Genomic DNA, 17,235 nt, shown 5'->3' with positions numbered 1-17,235 from the left:
ATGGACGGAAAGAATAATTCTGAAAAGATTAGCCTAAAGGAGATACTTTTAGAAGTAGCAGCGTTATTTAGCTATTTATTTTCGAAATGGTATATTATCCTAATCGTTAGCATTTTGGGTGCAATGTTAGGTTTTTTCTATGCAAAAATGCAAACACCAACTTTCAGATCCACAACGACATTTGTTTTAGAATCAGGTGAAAGTGGAGGCGGAGGAATTGGACAGGTTGCTGGATTAGCAGCTTTGGCAGGTGTTGATTTGGGACAAACAGGGGGTGGGATCTTTCAGGGCGATAATTTATTTGAATTATATAGATCTAGAAAAATGATCGAATCTACGCTATTGCAACCGTCAGTTAGCGACAGCTCAATACTTCTTTTGGATCGCTATCTGGAATTGACCAAAGAAAGGGAGATGTGGAAAAAATCAAACCCTGAGCTGTTGAAAATTGATTTTTTAAAAGACCTAAATTCTAAAAATATTCGTTTAAGAGATAGTATTCTTCAGAGAACAGTACAGGATATAAATAGAAATAACCTTGAGGTGGGTAAGCTTGACAAAAAGTCTTCGATTATAAAAGTTGATGTGCTATCCCAAGATGAAGTGTTTTCAAAAGAATTTAATGAAGAGCTGGTAGGTCAGGTAAATAATTTTTACATCAAAACTAAAACAAAAAAATCTTTAAATAATATTCAAATTTTACAGCAAAAGACCGATTCTGTTCGTGCGGTGATGAATGGCGCTATCAGCGCGTCGGCCGTAGTCGCCGACGCAACCCCCAATCTTAACCCGACCAGACAATCGCAGCGTCTGATTCCTACACAGCAATCACAGTTTTCTGCGGAAACAAATAGAGCAATATTGGGTCAGCTCGTGCAAAATTTAGAAATGTCAAAAATGGCTTTACTAAAAGAGACTCCCCTTATTCAAGTGGTAGACCAGCCGATCTACCCCCTTCATGTTATTAAAGCAAGTAAATTAAAAGGCTTGATCGTTGGTGGATTTTTAGCCTCTTTCATTTGTATTGTTACTTTGTTGGGAATTAAATCATTCCGAGATTTAATGGCTAATTAATATTATTCAAATGGATTTGAGGCGTTTTTTAGTGAATTTGCTGTCAAACTGCATGAGTGCTTTGACGGGGGTGGGATTGACTTTTTTTTTGACGCCTTATATTGTTGATACACTAGGGAAGGAAGCCTATGGCTTTTACCCGCTGTCTAGCAATTTTATTATGTATGCCGGAATAGTAACAACTGCTTTGAACTCCATGTCTAGTCGGTTTATTACCATTAGTCTTGAGAAAAAAGATCTAAAGCAGGTAAACGTCTATTTCAATTCCGTTCTATTCGGGAACTTGTTGGTTTCCTTTTTTTTTATAGTTATTGGTGGGCTATTTTGTTATTTTGCCCAGCATATTCTAGACATTCCTGTCAATATCGAGTTGGATGTTAAGCTCCTATTTGCCTTTGTATTTTTAGGATTAGTTATTAATGTTTCCTCTTCCATATTTTCTGTAAGCGCATTTGCACTGAATCGATTCGACAAATTAGCAATGATTAATATTGTGATGAACGTCATTAGGTTGCTGATCATTATTCTTCTATTTTATATTTTCACGCCACGAATTTATTTCCTAGGGGTAGCCTCGTTTTTTTCATCATTATATTTTATGTATGCAAATTACAGGCTTACAAAAAATATAATGCCGGAGATTATTTTCTCTTTTAATAATTTTTCATTGGCAGCTATTTCTACGCTAATTGGAGCCGGGATATGGAATTCGGTACTAGCATTATCGAATGTCATTAACACTCAATTAGATCTAATATTGGCAAATCGTTTCTTTGGAGCCAGTGAAATGGGGGTCCTTTCTCTTACTAAAATGGTGCCTATAGCTCTCCAGATGCTTTTGGGTATTATTGTACCGCTTTTCCTTCCAGAGCTTTTAAAAGCGTATGCAAATAATGATTTAAAAAAAATGAAGGCTAATTTGGATTTTTCTTTTAAAGCTATTTTTATTGTTTTATTGCTTCCTATAGCTGTTTTCTTTGTGTTTGGACAAGAATTCTTCAAACTTTGGCTTCCACATGAAGATTCCGAGCAGCTTTATCTGTTATCGGTTATAACTCTTATACCCTTTATTATACATGGGACTATCGAAACAATACATCATGTCTTTGTAATCACAAATAAGTTGAGATTGGCGTCCTTTTGGGGTATTTTTATTTCTATTCTCAGTATTATTTCGGTTATTTTGCTGTGTAAATTTTCCAAACTGGGACTTTATGCTATCCCAACTGCGGCTCTTTTGACCGGTATAATTAGTCATCTTACATTTACACCTCTCTATGCTGCACGATGTTTAGGAGAAAGCCCTGGATATTTTTATAATCGAATAGGAAAGGGATTTGGTAGTTTTTTAATATTAATGCTTATTGCATATTTATGGAAATACTTTGCTATTATCTCACTGGATAGCTGGCAAGGTTTTATTTTAAATCTATCAATTTTGACTGTAATTCTACTAGTTGTTTGTGTAGTAGTGTTTTTTGATAAATCCATTATGAACAAAATATATATGGAAGTGAAAGGAAAGTTAAATATATGATACCGAAGATAATACACTATTGTTGGTTCGGCCGTGGAGCGATGCCTGATTTGGTATTGAAATGCATTGCCTCATGGAAAACATATTTGCCCGAATATGAGCTACATCTTTGGAACGAAGATAATTTTGATATTAATTTATATCCTTACGCAGCGGAAGCTTATACAGAACGTAAATTTGCTTTTGTTTCGGATGTATGCCGATTACATGTATTGAAAGAATTTGGTGGTATATACGTAGATAGCGATGTGGAAATCTTAAAACCTCTGGATCATTTTTTAACTCAACATGTCGCTTTTTCGGGGTTTGAAGATAATAATTATGTGCCCACGGGTTTAATGGCAAGCGAGAGAAATGGTCTATGGGTTAGCGATCTTTTGGCATATTATGATAGTAGGAGCTTTTATCTAAGTGACGGATCGCTGGATATGACAACCAATACCGAAGTAATAACTCAATTTATGAAAGGTAAAGGACTTATACTTCAGAACTCTTTTCAGGAGATAAATAATTATTGCACTTTTTATCCTAGTGAGTATTTTTGCCCGAAAAGTTGGAAAACAAAAGAGATTAATATCACAGCAAATACATATTGTATACATCATTTTGCGGGATCCTGGTTGCCGACTAAAAAGCGGTGGAATAAAAATGAATTTTTACTGAAGTTGTTGGGACCTAAAAAATTTGAACGATTGGTGGCCTTCTATTGTAAATTAAAGAAATAATGGAAAGGGTTATTCAGAATAATGTAAACAACTCCCAAGCGTCTTTGGTCTCTATTATTATTCCCATTTATAATGTGGAACGGTATCTTCGTGACTGTATTGAAAGTGTAATTAAGCAAACATACAAAAACCTAGAAATTATTTTAATAAATGATGGATCACCGGATAATTCAGGAAACATCTGTGACGAATATGCAAACCAAGATGCACGTATTAAAGTCGTCCATAAGAATAACGGCGGACTTTCAGATGCGAGGAACGTAGGATTAGATATTGCACATGGAGCATATATTTCTTTTATAGATTCGGATGATGTTATAAATGAGGATTTTATCCGTATTTTGTTAAGTATGTTACATGACTCAGATGCTTCGATTTCGATGTGTGATTATACCGAATTTTCAACGATTATACCGAAGATAGATTCTACACATAAAAATACATTCGAATTATACACCGGGGAATACATGCTTAATAACTTATATAACAAGTGTTGGACTCCAAGAAATGTAATTGCTTGTAATAAGCTTTATGAAAGATCTGTTTGGGATGGATTGCGATATTCAGTTGGTGTTCTACATGAAGATGAATATATTATTCATGAATTGTATGCTAAAGTACAGTCAGTTACTTATTGTTCAGCGCCTCTTTACTATTATAGGCAGCGAGAATCGAGTATTACGAAGGAAATTTCGTCTAAACGAATTCAAGATATATTAGCTATTTTTGATCTGCGAACAACATTTTTTAGAAAAAGAGGTTACAATGATCTTATTGTGCAGAATGCTAATGCGAAACTTTTGAATATTGCCATATTAGCAATAACTTATAAGAATAAAACCACAAGACGGCTATTAGTAGAAAATCTTCCAGCAATACTTAAACAAAGAAATGTTCCATTGAAGATGAAATGTTCCTGTGTTATTTTAGCAGCATTCCCAAAAATATTTTGGAGGATTAAAAGTCTGAGGAAAAGGGCGGTCTAAAACTAAAAGAAGGTGGTGTTATGAAGTTTTACATTAAACATTTTAAGGGAATTGTTTCAGAGGGCGGTGCTGTACGTAATGAGGCTTTTTATCAATATTTTAAAATGCGTGCTGATGTAAAGATAATGGATCTTACTTCTATGAATATACTGGATAGGATCATAAACACCCTGAAGTTTATTTTCTATTTTAGCGTTCGACGTAACGATTACATTTATTTGCACATGGGGGCAATTTTTGTTTTATTCCCCACGTTTTTATTTCGGATGGGTTTGTCACGTCTTATCTTTATCATGCTTGACCAGATTTCCAAAAAACATGTTTTGCATATAGAAGTAAACGATTTGCCTTTCGAACAAAGTAAAGATCTAGAATTACCAAACTTATCTTTTTGCCAATCTTTTCAAAAAAATCTTTTTAACCTTAAAAGAATAAGATTTGATTTTGCATCTAATAGTATGCGAAATTACGTAATAAACGAATATCAGCTAAAAGCAGAACAATGTCAAGTTATATTGAATGGGTCAGATAAATTAGAAGTATTTGATCAAACTATTTACGAATCTCTGTTGGTTAAAAATTCGAATAAGTTAAAATATGTTTATGTAGGTTCCTTGAATAAAGGACGTCAAATTGAAGATTTGATTGGAATTTTTAAACAGTCTCAACATGAACTGTTTTTACTTGGACCCGGAGGGCAATGGATAGCGCAGGAGCTGAAAGGTGATACTACTCCTAATATTAAATACTTAGGTGTCTTTAGCGATCCTATAGCACTCCAGATCTCTTCGCTTTGCGATGTCGGCGTTATTCCCTATGACGACAGTAGGTTCTACTATAATATCTGCTATCCAACCAAAGTGTCTTTTTATCTCGCCGCGGGTCTGCCTATTCTATCAACAAGATTATCGGAAACACAAGGGGTATTAGCACATAAAAATATAGCATGTTTTTTGCCAATTGATGCTTGGGGAGAGTATATTTCAAAGAGCACGATAGTGGAGATCAATACGTTGAAACAAAACGTTTTGTTTTATAGAAGTCAATTTTATTGGAGTTCTCTTTTAGAAGGACTGAATTTTTAATTATTGGATTAAAAACTATGGCACTATACTACATTATTTTTATAACGAGTTATCTGCTCTGCATATTTGATTTCACAGAATCAAGATCGGTCAAATTCTTGGTTTATTTTTCATTTTGCACATTAGTAACGCTTATCGTAGGGTTTCGTGAGGTTGGTATTGACAATGACAGTGTTGCTTACCAGGAGATGTTCGGATCCTATACCAATTCTACTTTTGACCAGATCATTGCTGGAGGTTACGGTTATGTTGAAAAAGGTTATGTATTTCTCAACAAGCTGATTGCCTTATTAGGAGGAAATTATAGGATACTTTTTATAGTTATGGCAATAGTTACAGCATTGTTTAATTATATTTTTTTCTGGAAGAAATCTGATTACTTTTTTTTAAGTCTGTTATTTTATATCAGTTTTTTCTATCTCTATAGGGATTTTACCCAGATACGCTACGGTTTGAGTGCTGCAATCTGTATGTGGAGTACGTATTATTTTTTCAAAAAGCAGTACTTTTATACCATATTAACTTTTATTCTTGCATTAGGTTTTCACAACTCAGCTGTTATTCTTCCCTTAGCTATACTTATTATTCGATTATTTAGAAGCCAAATTTGGTACGTTGTTATACCCATACCATGTATTTTCATTGGGAAATTGCTGACGCTCCAACTTCTATTCTCAGTTTTCGGCAATGGTACCGATCACATGGATATTTACTTAAAAGATGAAAGCCTGGGCAGTGCGTCCATTTCTTTGGTAGGCTATTGTATATGCCTGCTCTATTTCTTCCTTGTAAATTTTAAAGCGGAACACCTGAATAAAGAGTCATTTCTCATTAGAACCGGTGATTTTTATTTTAAATTGGTTTCTATAGCAGTGGCGATGAATTTTCTTTTTATCAATATTTCGATTTTTCAACGTTTTTCTTTTATCCTCTTCCAATTTTCCAGTATATTAATATCTATTACGATAAGTTTAATGGCGGAAAGAGTAAGAGAACGATACCTGTTTGTCATCTATTACTTTTTTATCGCCTCATTTTTTTTATTTTATGGTATGAGAATGATTAACGTTGACTTGGTTAGACCGTATAACTTACCTTTTTATGATTGATATATTACTTGCAACATATAATGGCGGAAAATTTATAGAGAGTCAACTCCTCTCTATTATTGGTCAGACGTTTAACGAGTGGAGATTAGTTATCCATGATGACGGATCGTCTGATGACACCATGCTGATTTTGAAGAAATATCAGTCTATTGATCCTAGAATATATATCATAGAAGACGCTGTCATGTGTCATTCTGCTGCTAAGAATTTTCTGCATTTATTATCTTATGCCACCGCAGAACATATCATTTTCTGTGACCAGGACGATATTTGGTTTGAGTCAAAATTGCAGACATTATATGATGCAATAAAACTAGAAGAAAAGCCGATGGTTGTATATTGTAATGCGTTTGCCTATAACGGTGTCTATATTACAAAAGATAAGGTCAATCTTTTTGAGCGGGATTGTTTAGCAAATAGTCTTTTTTTAAATAGTGGCGTCCAGGGGTGTTCCTTGATGTTTAATCGTGCACTTCTTAATGAAGTCATTGATTTTCCGGATTTCATCATCATGCATGATCATTATATGACAATGGGAGCAGTATCTTTTGGTAAGTTGAAGTACATCGACCTGTCTCTTATGCTCTATCGCCAACACGATAAGAATGTAACTGGCCATGTTGCCACCTCTTTGCTAGACCGTATGCGTAGCTTTTTTAATCACGCTACTCCTATCTTAGATCGCGGACATTATGAGGCGAACAAATCATTTTACGAAAGATTTAGAAAAAAGTTTACTCCTGAACAATCAGTTGTTTTTGAAGCCTATCTTAAATTTCCCGAATTGAATTTTATAGAAAAGATATTCTATATTTTTAAATATAATTTTCGGATTGGAAAGAGCAGAACCGTTTTATTACTAAAACTAATTTTGAAACGTACAATTTAATTTAATGTTGCTTTCTATCATTACACCGAGTTTCAATAGAGGCTATTGTTTGCACAGAATTTATCAGACACTCATTCAGTTTGACCCCCATGACTTTGAATGGGTTCTGGTCGATGATGGATCTACGGATGATACGATGTCAATAGTACAGCCATGGCTTGATGAGAAGAAACTAAATATCCGATATATAAAACAGAATAATGCGGGCAAGACAAATGCTGTTATTCATGCATTTGACCAAAAACCTGTTGGGACCTATACATTGGTCTTGGATTCTGATGATTATCTGCTCCCAAATGCATTGGAACTCATCAAACGATATATTTCGGAGTTGAGGGCGGAGGAGATCGGTTTGGTATTTCTCAAATCAAACACAGTAGGAGAAATTATCGGTACCGAGTTTAATTTGGAGACTTCGACCTACATCGAGATGTACTTTGGAAAGTACAAATGTGAAGGTGATAAACTATTTATTGTACATACCGCTTTATATAAAGAAAGTTTGGTCGCTGCCTATCCGGGGGAAAAACTGATTCCCGAAGGTGTTATCTACATGAATATGCAACGATACGGAAAATTTAGATGCGTAAATAAACTTTTATATGCTGGAGATTACCTAGCAGATGGTTTATCCTCCAGTACAACTAATCTTGCGGCAAATAATATTAATGGGTTTATACTTGAGAAGCGTATGCTCCAAGATCAACCACTCGATTTATTGTCTGCAGCCAAAAATTACGTCAAATATATATCATATTCTATCTCGGGAAACAAAAGTTTTAGAGAGATTTTTTATCATTCGCGAAATAAATTCCTAATTTTCCTTTTACTATTTCCCGCTTTCGTTTTGAGTTGGAAACGCATCAGCCAGATAAGAGCGATAATTAAGAAGCGGAAATTTTAATTAATAGTGTTGTCACCCATTAAAGTAATTCATATTGAAGGTTTTACATGTAATCAATAGTCTCCATACAGGTGGTGCTGAGAAATTAATTATTTCTATTTTGCCCAGCTTAGTACAAGGGAAGTTCCAGGTTGACTTATTATTGTTAAATGGAGAGCGGACGCCGTTTTTTGAAGAATTACAGAAAAAGTCAAACATTCGAATTGAATTCCTGGGGAAATCATTTTATAATCCATTTTATATCTTCAAGTTAATTCCCTACCTAAAGAGATATGAGCTAATTCATGTACACCTTTTTCCGTCCATGTATTTTGTTGCTTTGGCAAAGCTTTTATCATTTAGTAAAACAACGTTAATATTTACAGAACATAGTACTTCCAACCGTCGGCTTCAAAGTTGGGTGTTTCGTCCGTTGGAACGCGTGATTTATTCGATGTATACAGCTATCATTTGCATAAGTGAAAGCGTGAAAATAACTTTGCAGAATAAAATGGGAGCAGCCGACAGCAAGTACAAGGTGATAAATAATGGAATCCAAATAGGATGTATTAATGAAGCTGTGGCGCATGACAGAAGCCTGTTTGGATTTGGTAATCAGGACAAATTGATGTGCATGGTGGCAGCATTTCGACAAGAGAAAGATCAAGACACAGTGGTTCGATCATTACAATTGCTTCCCCAGCAATTTAAATTGCTGTTCATCGGAGAAGGGGAACGCTTTGAAGCTGTCAAACAGCTTGCAATAGCGTTAGGTGTTAGCGAAAGGGTGACTTTTTTAGGAATACGAACAGATATTTATTCCTTAATAAAAATGTGTGATATTGCTATTCTAAGTTCACATTGGGAAGGGTTTGGCTTAGCCGCCGCCGAAGCTATGGCCTGTGGAATTCCGACAATAGCGTCGAATGTCAATGGTTTGGCTCAAGTAGTGTCTGGTGGTGGATTATTATTTGAAAAAGGAAATATAGCGGAACTTGCTGAACAAATTTTATCTTTAGACGATCCGATATTCTATTGTAATATTCGAGAGAAAGGTTTGCAAAGGTCTCAAAATTATGATTTGGAAACGACAGTACATCAGTTGATAAATCTATATAACACTTTAAAATACAAATTATAGCGGGTGACAATTAATTGTGCGGAATGAAAAAAATATTACATGTAATCAACGTGTCATTTGTGGTTAATCACTTTTTTGGGAATCAATTCTCACACTTTTCCAAGAAAGGGTATGATTTCACAGTGGCTTGTACTGAGGATGAATATCTTTATAAACAGGCTAAGGAAAAAGGCTTTAAAGTATTTCCTGTTGCAGTTCTAAAGGCTATTTCGCCACTTCAAGATGCTCTCTCCATTCTACGGTTGACAAGATTTATAAGGAAAGAGAGATTTCCGATTGTAGTGGCACACTCGCCAAAAGGAGGACTTATTGGGATTACAGCAGCTTATTTAGCCAGAGTAGAAAAAAGAGTGTTTTTTAGACATGGTGTTGTTTTTGAGACAGCCAAAGGATTTAAAAGGACATTATTGATCATGATTGAAAGATTTGTGGGGGCATTAGCTACAGATGTGGTGATCGTAAGCGAATCCCTGCAGAGGCTATCTAAGGATTACAAACTGAATAATCCGGCCAAAAGTATGGTATTGGGAAAAGGAACCTGTAGTGGAATAGATATACAACGTTTTCAATACAGGCCAAAGCAAAATAGTGATTTCGTAGTCGGATATGTTGGTCGGCTTGTTAGAGATAAAGGCGTAGTAGAGTTGATACAAGGCTGGCTACAGTTTGCAGATGGAAAATCTGATGTTTATCTACATATTGTTGGACCTTTGGAAGTGCGGGATGCTGTTCCAGAAGATACACTCCAAAAAATTAAAAATAGTCCTTCAATTCGTTTTTTTGACTTTGTAGAAGATACTGCTTCATGTTACAATGAAATGGATGTCTTCATCCTGCCATCATATCGTGAAGGCTTTCCTGTGGGGATATTAGAGGCTTCGGCCAGTAGGTTACCTATAATCACAACCAAAAGTACTGGTTGTATCAATGCGATTCAAGAAAATATAACAGGTATATACACTGAAATTGCACCCAAGCCGATTGCTGAAGCAATAGATTACTATTATAAAAACCCACAAGTTAGACAAGAACATGGTAGGAATGGTGTCTTATTTGTGAAGAATAACTTCTCCGAGCAGAAACTATTTGTTGAAATAGAGAATAAGATATTAAATTAATACAGAGAAAAAAACGTTAACGTTTTTTTCTCTGTATTAATTTAAGTTGTTTGCATGCTTTTTGCAAAAGATCACTGATTCCTTTTTTATCAAGTCAAGAAAGCTGTTTTTTTGTATTGATCCTCATTTACAAAAAAAAAAACAAAAGAAATATTTTCTTAATGTAGCGAAAATGTTGTTAGTAACGTTTGTTAAATAAAACTTAATATTATTATATTTGCACAGCTTTATTTGACTCACTAATTACATTTTATGATTTATATCTTTACTCTTATATTCCTTTTCGCCTTAGAATTTCTTTATTTAAAAATTGCAGATCGATTTAATATAATTGATAAACCCAATGAGCGTTCTTCACATACGAAGGTGACAATTCGTGGGGCGGGTATTATTTTTTATGTCGCTGCAATTATATATTTTATAAACAACGATTTCCAGTATCCCTGGTTCTTTTTGGGCTTAACGCTTTTAACTTATATTTCATTCTTGGATGATATTCGAGGAGTACATCCAACAGCAAGATTAACAGTGCATTTGGCATCCGTTTTACTTATGGTGTATGAGTTCGGTATATTCAATTATCCTTGGTATTACCTTGTATTGGCTTTTGTATTTACGATTGGAGTTATCAATGCTTACAATTTTATGGATGGCATCAATGGGATGACTGCTTTTTGTACATTGATCATGGGCGGTCTCTTATTTTACGTTAATACAAAGATTAATTATATCGAGCAAGATTTCCTGATCTTTACCTTATTGGGGGTGGTTGTTTTTGGATTTTTTAACTTTCGTAAGAAAGCAGCTTGTTTCGCCGGAGATGTAGGACCAGCCGTACTCTCCTTTATGCTATTGTTTGCTTTGGGCAAATTAATTCTTAAAACGGGTGATTTTACGTATGTTCTTTTCCTCGGGGTATATGGTATTGAAATCGGTTGGTCCGTTGCACGTCGTGTTTACCAAGGTTATCATATCTTTGAGCCACATCGCACATTCTTACTCCATGTGTTAAGCAACGAAGTTGGTCGCAGTAGCTTGCTGGTCTCCACTGTTTATGGCCTTGTCCAGTTAGTGCTTGGCGCATCGGTCATTTATATTGTCCAATTTGATGCATCAACGCAATGGTCCTTTGCTATAGCTATATTAACAGCATTGAGCGCTTTTTATCTCATTGTCAAACAGTATATTTTTAACAATTATCATATAAAAGGCGAAATCGAGCATGCTGTACGCCGCCGGCGTATACAGATGGTGAGGGCGCGCAGAAGCAGAAGAGCACAGCGGATTCCAGAAGTGGCTGTAGTCAAAGAAGCAAAAATTATCGAAATGCCTAAAAAAGAGAAGCAGGAGAGCTTGTTGCAAACGGGGGTTTGATATGATCTAAAAAACCTCTAATTTTACCTCGACTTTTAGGAGGAGTGAACATGCAATCAGGATTAAGTTTTACAGCAATAGATTTCGAGACAGCTACGGCCAACCAAAACTCCGCTTGTGCCATTGGCCTGGTGGTAGTGGAGCAAGGGGTTATCGTTGAAGAGTTTTATTCACTGATCCAACCTCCTCAAAACCAATATATGTGGCAGACAACGCGTGTTCATGGGATTAGGCCAAGAGATACAGCACAAGCGCCTACTTTTAAAGAGTTGTTTTCCCGGATTTTCCCATTGATCAATAATCGAATTATGGTTGCACATAATGAATTATTTGACCGTGGAGTATTGCGTAAAACCATGAATTATTATAATCTACCTTACGATAGTTTGGGTTTAATGGAAAAATGGGAATGCACGTTCAAGATTTATCAAGAAAAAGGCTTTAAGCCGGCCCGACTGAACGCCTGTTGTGAAGTGCTAGGGATTGAACTTAATCACCATGAGGCACTTTCCGATGCACGTGCCTGTGCGAATTTGTACCTTAGACATGCCGATGTCCCTTCTTTGGTGTGATATTCGCCTTAATTTTGTCGAACTAAATGTTATTTTCTATTGTTCTCCTGTTATAATTTTATATTTGGTAAATTTATAAAGGAAGTACCTTTAATAATTAAATTTTAATGTTATTATGGTAAATATACCAGCCAAAAATACGCGTATCGGTATCACATTCAGTGCATTTGATTTGTTACATGCCGGACATATCAAAATGCTTGAAGATGCCAAGCGTCAGTGCGATTTCTTAATCTGTGGTCTGCAGACCGATCCGACCTTGGATCGTCCCGAAAAAAACAAACCTGCGCAAACTGTTGTGGAACGTTATATTCAGCTCAAGGGCTGTAAATATGTGGATCAGATTGTACCTTATGCTACTGAGCAGGATCTGGAGGATATCCTGAGGTCCTTTAAAGTCGATGTGCGTATTGTCGGCGATGAATACCGGGAGAAGAGCTTCACAGGAAGGGAGTACTGTGAGGAAACGGGTATTGAGTTATATTTTAACAGTAGAGACCACCGTTTTTCAAGTTCAGGCCTGCGTAAGATTGTTGCGGATGCTAATTCAAATGAAGAAACAGTTTTAAAATCTATTTAGAGAAAGATGAAACCGAGCTTGCGAGCTCTCATCAGCAAAAAAACATAATTAGATGAAAATAGGAATTACTTTTGGTGTATTCGATCTATTGCATGCTGGCCATATTATGATGTTGGAAGAAGCTAAGCGACACTGTGATTATCTGATCGTTGGACTTAATACGGATCCTTCGGAGGTATTTCCGGAGAAAGCCAAGCCCACACAGACTATTGTCGAACGTTATATTCAATTGGAGGGCTGCCGCTATGTGGATGAGATAATCCCTTATGAGACTGAACAGGATTTGATTGATATGATCAAAGCTTTACCAATTCATATACGTATTATTGGCGAGGAGTATCGGGATACTGATTTTACAGGAAGATCCTACTGTGTAGAAGAAAATATTGAAATTTATTATAATAAGCGTACACATCGTTTTTCAAGTGCGGGTTTACGAAAAGTCGTAGCCGATAAGGAAGCGGGAAATAATTAATTGATCATGAGTACTATTATCCATGTTGTATTAACTGGAGGAGTTGGTAGCCGGCTGTGGCCCCTATCACGGAAGAGCTATCCCAAACAATATCTCTCTTTATTCAAAGAGGGGTCTTTGTTTGAAATGACCATTAAGCGTAATCAGTCCTTATGCGGTCAGGTGATTGTCGTAGGCAATCGTGACAATCATAGCCTGAGCCGGGAGGTGATGGAAAACAATAAAGTGGACTATATCGATATTGTGGAAGCTACACCACGCAATACGGCCGCAGCAATTGCATTTGCTGCTTTTGCAGCACAGCCAGACGATATTCTGATTGTCACGCCATCGGATCATGTTATTGTAGGCGATGATGCTTACGCAAAGGCTATTCAATCCGGAATTGAAAAAGCAAACAAAGGTTATATTGTCACCTTTGGTATACAGCCAACACGACCTGAAACGGGCTACGGTTATATTGAATACAAAGATGATAAGGTGTTATCTTTTCGGGAGAAGCCAAATCAAGATACGGCGGAAGATTTTATTGAGCGAGGCAATTTCCTATGGAACTCAGGGATGTTCTGTTTCCGTGCAGACACTTTTCTTAGCGAATTACAGAATTTTGAACCCAAGGTATATGCAACAGCGTTTAATGCCTGGCAGCATCGCCAGGATGGGGAGCTCGGCTTGACTCTGTCAAAAGAGATCCCATCCATTTCTATTGATTATGCGGTCATGGAACGGTCCAAAAAAATTCGCGTGGTTGCAACAAGTTTTCAATGGTCAGATCTCGGATCTTTTGAATCTATGTATGATTATTTAAAACAGACAGGGCATCCTGTGGATGAAAATGGTAATATGGTCATAGGTACGGATGTTTATACTGCCTTTGTTGGTTTAAAAGATAGTATACTTGTGCATACCAAAGATGCCATTCTTGTACTGCAGAAAGAAAAGTCGCAGGACGTCAAAAAAATATATAATACTTTAGAACGTCATCAGTCCAAACTGATTGACTAGATCGACAAAGGAGCCGGATCATATTATGATCTGGCTCCTTTGTTTCGGAATTGTACTTTTTATTCAAACCTATACCCGGGACTTTGTTAATAAAAAGTTAATCTGCATAGGGGGCTGTTTGCGAGTGCATTCTCAAATGTCCCTTATTTGTCCCTGGTCGATTTAATGTTGAATTAATAGTAATATCAGATATTTGGTTGTGTTTAATAGCACCGATGTGTGCAACACGTTAGTCATTTAATTTTAACCAACATATTGATATGATGACCATAGCCGTACTTATTTTTTTATTTTTAGGGGGGTATCTTTTTTGGAGGAAAAGACAACTTGAGCAACGATTTAATAGAAGCGTTGGAATGACTGTCAGCTATATGTTTCAGGAGCGCCCGGGGCAATACAGTGGCGATAGAAATGCCAGAAGTGGGGTGTTTGTCTTCAAAGCCGAACGAAACGATGACCGTCTCAAGAATATTGTTATTCGAAAAGTAAAGCCATTACATTCTGCTTTGGATGTTAATTTGGAGCAAATTTTGGTCATTCCATTTGAACGGAAAGACAATATAAAGTCTGATGTTTCTGTTCGCTTTAAGGTGAATCGAAGGGCAGCAAAAATTGAAAACTTAACTGGTGGACGGGTAACTATCTCAGGTGTGTTAAATTTTGAGCAAAATAGACCAGAGTCATTTACAGCAACTTTACCTATTTCAGATCTCTATCAAGAAGCTGAGGTTTAATTGTGTCAAAATAACGCTTGTTTTTTGTTTTTTTAGGGCGCCTTGTTACAGGGAGCCCAATTTTATTTCTTTTTCCCTTGATGTTCCACGTGAATTATAGCGCTTAAGCCTTGGTAATTAAACCGTTTGAAAAGATATATGTAAATAGTCAGAAGTTACAATTGTTATTTAACAATTTCTTCATTTGCATTACCTAATTGTATTGAGTACTTTTGTTACTCATTAAAACTAAACCGATGTTGGACTCATTAATTACTTCCAAAACCCGGCTCAAACTGTTGATTAAGTTTTTTGTTTCTGCAGGCAATCAAGGGCACCTACGTGGACTGGCTGATGAGTTCCAGGAATCTACCAACTCCATTCGCAAAGAACTTAATCAGTTGTCAGAAGCGGGTTTTTTAGAGAAAAGTACATCTAAGAATAAGATTTTATACAAGGCCAATACCGAACATTCTTTATTTGGGCCATTACAAAAACTAATTCATGCCTATTTAGGTATTGACGAAATCGTGGAGAAAATCCTACAAAAAGCAGGAGATATTCAGGAGGTTAGCTTAATAGGAGACTACGCTGAGGGAGTGGACTCCGGGAAAATAGATGTGTTAATTTTAGGAGAGAACATAAAACAGGCATATTTATTGCAGTTAGCGGACAAGGTTGAAAAAAAATTAGGGAAAAACATTAAAATCCATTTCAAAACGTTGGATATAAGACGGAAAATAGTACTTTTTGAAAGCAGTGAAAAACAAAAAAATAAATAAAAATTGGCTGAAATTGCTGCCCATTCAATAAGCAAGATTTTTGATTTGACTAATAATATATGAAGAAGAATTTAATTGTATTCGGAACTAGACCAGAGGCTATTAAGATGGCTCCTTTGGTTAAAGAGTTCCAAAAAGATGAATCTTTTGAAACAAAGGTATGTGTGACGGCACAACATCGTGAAATGTTGGATCAGGTATTGGAATTTTTCGATATCAAACCCGATTACGATTTGAACTTAATGAAGCCAAATCAAAATCTATATTCCTTGACCGCTGATATTATCACTGAGATGAAGGCTGTATTGGAAGATTTTAAACCAGATTATGTTTATGTGCATGGTGATACAACGACAACAATGGCCTCAAGTATTGCTGCATTCTATTCTGGTGCGCAGGTATGTCATGTTGAAGCAGGTCTTCGTACGCATAATAAACGCTCGCCGTTTCCAGAGGAAATAAATAGACAGGTCGCAGGACGCATCTGCGATTTCCATTTCGCTCCTACTGAGGCCTCCCGTCAAAATTTATTACGTGAAAATATTCAAGATCGGGACATTCTGGTTACAGGAAATACTGTCATTGATGCTTTATTTGAAAGCTCAGGTCGTGTAAAGGACTTGGATAATAGTGAAATTAACCGTTTAAAAGAGTTGGTTGATCCTACGAAAAAATTAATCTTGGTAACAGGGCACAGACGTGAGAATCATGGACAGGGTTTTATCAATATTTGTCAGGCATTAAAGGAAATTGCGTTATCTAATAGCGATGTGCAAATTATCTATCCAGTGCATTTAAATCCAAATGTGAAAAAACCCGTATATGAGATCTTATCTGATGTACATAATATTCATTTAATTGATCCGCTAGCTTATCCAGCTTTTGTCTGGTTGATGAATGAATCTTACTTGATTATTACAGATTCTGGTGGTGTGCAGGAGGAAGCGCCAAGTTTGGGTAAACCCGTATTGGTCATGCGTGACACGACCGAAAGACCAGAAGCGGTTGATGCGGGTACAGTGATCTTGGTAGGAACAGATACACAAAAAATTATTAAAGAAGCTCAGGATCTGTTGAGTAACGAAGGTAGGTATCAGCAAATGAGTGAATTACATAACCCGTACGGGGATGGGAAGGCCTGTGAAAGAATTGTTAACTTTATTAAGAACTTAAAATAAATCATATCA

The 17,235-nt window shown here is 36.2% G+C and carries 18 protein-coding genes; all 18 read left to right on the top strand.

Annotated elements, in window-relative coordinates:
• The 18 genes from DFQ12_RS21695 to wecB all read left to right on the top strand — a co-directional run bounded on the left by DFQ12_RS21695 (position 1) and on the right by wecB (position 17,226).
• Positions 1 to 1,074 carry a Wzz/FepE/Etk N-terminal domain-containing protein gene (locus tag DFQ12_RS21695; RefSeq protein WP_120261161.1) on the top strand — a complete coding sequence of 358 codons (1,074 nt, stop codon included), beginning with the start codon at positions 1 to 3 and terminating at the stop codon, positions 1,072 to 1,074.
• A 10-nt stretch (positions 1,075 to 1,084) separates the two neighbouring features.
• Positions 1,085 to 2,611, top strand: a complete 1,527-nt coding sequence (locus tag DFQ12_RS21690; protein WP_120261160.1) for a lipopolysaccharide biosynthesis protein — start codon at positions 1,085 to 1,087, stop codon at positions 2,609 to 2,611.
• The gene (locus DFQ12_RS21685; RefSeq protein ID WP_120261159.1) at positions 2,608 to 3,336 is read left to right on the top strand and encodes a glycosyltransferase family 32 protein; all 729 of its coding nucleotides are present in this window, start codon (positions 2,608 to 2,610) and stop codon (positions 3,334 to 3,336) included. Before DFQ12_RS21690 ends, DFQ12_RS21685 begins: the two co-directional genes overlap by 4 nt.
• On the top strand, positions 3,336 to 4,322 hold the full coding sequence (locus DFQ12_RS21680; RefSeq protein ID WP_120261158.1) for a glycosyltransferase family 2 protein: 987 nt from the start codon (positions 3,336 to 3,338) through the stop codon (positions 4,320 to 4,322). The genes DFQ12_RS21685 and DFQ12_RS21680 overlap by 1 nt, the downstream gene beginning before the upstream one ends.
• A 20-nt stretch (positions 4,323 to 4,342) precedes the next feature.
• Complete coding sequence (locus DFQ12_RS21675; protein ID WP_120261157.1) at positions 4,343 to 5,407, top strand: glycosyltransferase family protein; 1,065 nt, start codon at positions 4,343 to 4,345, stop codon at positions 5,405 to 5,407.
• A 17-nt stretch (positions 5,408 to 5,424) separates the two neighbouring features.
• Positions 5,425 to 6,516, top strand: a complete 1,092-nt coding sequence (locus tag DFQ12_RS21670) for an EpsG family protein (protein ID WP_120261156.1) — start codon at positions 5,425 to 5,427, stop codon at positions 6,514 to 6,516.
• Positions 6,509 to 7,405 (top strand): glycosyltransferase family 2 protein, encoded by an 897-nt coding sequence (locus DFQ12_RS21665; RefSeq protein ID WP_120261155.1) that lies wholly within the window; start codon positions 6,509 to 6,511, stop codon positions 7,403 to 7,405. The genes DFQ12_RS21670 and DFQ12_RS21665 overlap by 8 nt, the downstream gene beginning before the upstream one ends.
• 4 nt (positions 7,406 to 7,409) lie before the next feature.
• Complete coding sequence (locus tag DFQ12_RS21660) at positions 7,410 to 8,309, top strand: glycosyltransferase family 2 protein (protein WP_120261154.1); 900 nt, start codon at positions 7,410 to 7,412, stop codon at positions 8,307 to 8,309.
• Between the two features lie 34 nt (positions 8,310 to 8,343).
• A complete protein-coding gene (locus DFQ12_RS21655) occupies positions 8,344 to 9,429 on the top strand; it encodes a glycosyltransferase (protein ID WP_120261153.1) in 1,086 nt (361 codons plus the stop codon).
• Between the two features lie 23 nt (positions 9,430 to 9,452).
• Entirely contained in the window at positions 9,453 to 10,547 is a 1,095-nt protein-coding gene (locus DFQ12_RS21650) for a glycosyltransferase family 4 protein (RefSeq protein WP_120261152.1), read from the top strand.
• 252 nt (positions 10,548 to 10,799) lie between these two features.
• Positions 10,800 to 11,921, top strand: a complete 1,122-nt coding sequence (locus DFQ12_RS21645) for an MraY family glycosyltransferase (protein WP_120261151.1) — start codon at positions 10,800 to 10,802, stop codon at positions 11,919 to 11,921.
• A 50-nt stretch (positions 11,922 to 11,971) separates the two neighbouring features.
• Positions 11,972 to 12,493 (top strand): 3'-5' exonuclease, encoded by a 522-nt coding sequence (locus tag DFQ12_RS21640; RefSeq protein ID WP_120261150.1) that lies wholly within the window; start codon positions 11,972 to 11,974, stop codon positions 12,491 to 12,493.
• A 115-nt stretch (positions 12,494 to 12,608) separates the two neighbouring features.
• Positions 12,609 to 13,073, top strand: a complete 465-nt coding sequence (locus tag DFQ12_RS21635) for an adenylyltransferase/cytidyltransferase family protein (protein ID WP_120261149.1) — start codon at positions 12,609 to 12,611, stop codon at positions 13,071 to 13,073.
• A gap of 52 nt (positions 13,074 to 13,125) precedes the next feature.
• Positions 13,126 to 13,548 (top strand): adenylyltransferase/cytidyltransferase family protein, encoded by a 423-nt coding sequence (locus DFQ12_RS21630; RefSeq protein WP_120261148.1) that lies wholly within the window; start codon positions 13,126 to 13,128, stop codon positions 13,546 to 13,548.
• Between the two features lie 6 nt (positions 13,549 to 13,554).
• A complete protein-coding gene (locus tag DFQ12_RS21625; RefSeq protein ID WP_120261147.1) occupies positions 13,555 to 14,553 on the top strand; it encodes a mannose-1-phosphate guanylyltransferase in 999 nt (332 codons plus the stop codon).
• Between the two features lie 356 nt (positions 14,554 to 14,909).
• The gene (locus DFQ12_RS21620) at positions 14,910 to 15,287 is read left to right on the top strand and encodes a hypothetical protein (RefSeq protein ID WP_147420459.1); all 378 of its coding nucleotides are present in this window, start codon (positions 14,910 to 14,912) and stop codon (positions 15,285 to 15,287) included.
• Between the two features lie 236 nt (positions 15,288 to 15,523).
• Positions 15,524 to 16,048 carry an ArsR family transcriptional regulator gene (locus DFQ12_RS21615; RefSeq protein WP_120261145.1) on the top strand — a complete coding sequence of 175 codons (525 nt, stop codon included), beginning with the start codon at positions 15,524 to 15,526 and terminating at the stop codon, positions 16,046 to 16,048.
• Between the two features lie 59 nt (positions 16,049 to 16,107).
• Entirely contained in the window at positions 16,108 to 17,226 is a 1,119-nt protein-coding gene (gene wecB, locus DFQ12_RS21610) for a non-hydrolyzing UDP-N-acetylglucosamine 2-epimerase (RefSeq protein WP_120261144.1), read from the top strand.
• Positions 17,227 to 17,235 lie beyond the last annotated feature (9 nt).

Source organism: Sphingobacterium detergens, assembly GCF_003610355.1.
Lineage (GTDB): Bacteria > Bacteroidota > Bacteroidia > Sphingobacteriales > Sphingobacteriaceae > Sphingobacterium > Sphingobacterium detergens.
The sequence above is the reverse complement of the archived record's forward strand: the minus strand, read 5'-3'. Positions and strand labels throughout refer to the sequence as shown.

What these genes read in the sequence shown, in the direction of transcription:
- DFQ12_RS21695 (WP_120261161.1), top strand. Translation starts at nt 1, where the DNA reads ATGGACGGAAAGAATAATTCTGAAAAGATTAGCCTAAAGGAGATACTT.
- DFQ12_RS21690 (WP_120261160.1), top strand. Translation starts at nt 1,085, where the DNA reads ATGGATTTGAGGCGTTTTTTAGTGAATTTGCTGTCAAACTGCATGAGT.
- DFQ12_RS21685 (WP_120261159.1), top strand. Translation starts at nt 2,608, where the DNA reads ATGATACCGAAGATAATACACTATTGTTGGTTCGGCCGTGGAGCGATG.
- DFQ12_RS21680 (WP_120261158.1), top strand. Translation starts at nt 3,336, where the DNA reads ATGGAAAGGGTTATTCAGAATAATGTAAACAACTCCCAAGCGTCTTTG.
- DFQ12_RS21675 (WP_120261157.1), top strand. Translation starts at nt 4,343, where the DNA reads ATGAAGTTTTACATTAAACATTTTAAGGGAATTGTTTCAGAGGGCGGT.
- DFQ12_RS21670 (WP_120261156.1), top strand. Translation starts at nt 5,425, where the DNA reads ATGGCACTATACTACATTATTTTTATAACGAGTTATCTGCTCTGCATA.
- DFQ12_RS21665 (WP_120261155.1), top strand. Translation starts at nt 6,509, where the DNA reads ATGATTGATATATTACTTGCAACATATAATGGCGGAAAATTTATAGAG.
- DFQ12_RS21660 (WP_120261154.1), top strand. Translation starts at nt 7,410, where the DNA reads ATGTTGCTTTCTATCATTACACCGAGTTTCAATAGAGGCTATTGTTTG.
- DFQ12_RS21650 (WP_120261152.1), top strand. Translation starts at nt 9,453, where the DNA reads ATGAAAAAAATATTACATGTAATCAACGTGTCATTTGTGGTTAATCAC.
- DFQ12_RS21645 (WP_120261151.1), top strand. Translation starts at nt 10,800, where the DNA reads ATGATTTATATCTTTACTCTTATATTCCTTTTCGCCTTAGAATTTCTT.
- DFQ12_RS21640 (WP_120261150.1), top strand. Translation starts at nt 11,972, where the DNA reads ATGCAATCAGGATTAAGTTTTACAGCAATAGATTTCGAGACAGCTACG.
- DFQ12_RS21635 (WP_120261149.1), top strand. Translation starts at nt 12,609, where the DNA reads ATGGTAAATATACCAGCCAAAAATACGCGTATCGGTATCACATTCAGT.
- DFQ12_RS21630 (WP_120261148.1), top strand. Translation starts at nt 13,126, where the DNA reads ATGAAAATAGGAATTACTTTTGGTGTATTCGATCTATTGCATGCTGGC.
- DFQ12_RS21625 (WP_120261147.1), top strand. Translation starts at nt 13,555, where the DNA reads ATGAGTACTATTATCCATGTTGTATTAACTGGAGGAGTTGGTAGCCGG.
- DFQ12_RS21620 (WP_147420459.1), top strand. Translation starts at nt 14,910, where the DNA reads ATGACTGTCAGCTATATGTTTCAGGAGCGCCCGGGGCAATACAGTGGC.
- DFQ12_RS21615 (WP_120261145.1), top strand. Translation starts at nt 15,524, where the DNA reads ATGTTGGACTCATTAATTACTTCCAAAACCCGGCTCAAACTGTTGATT.
- wecB (WP_120261144.1), top strand. Translation starts at nt 16,108, where the DNA reads ATGAAGAAGAATTTAATTGTATTCGGAACTAGACCAGAGGCTATTAAG.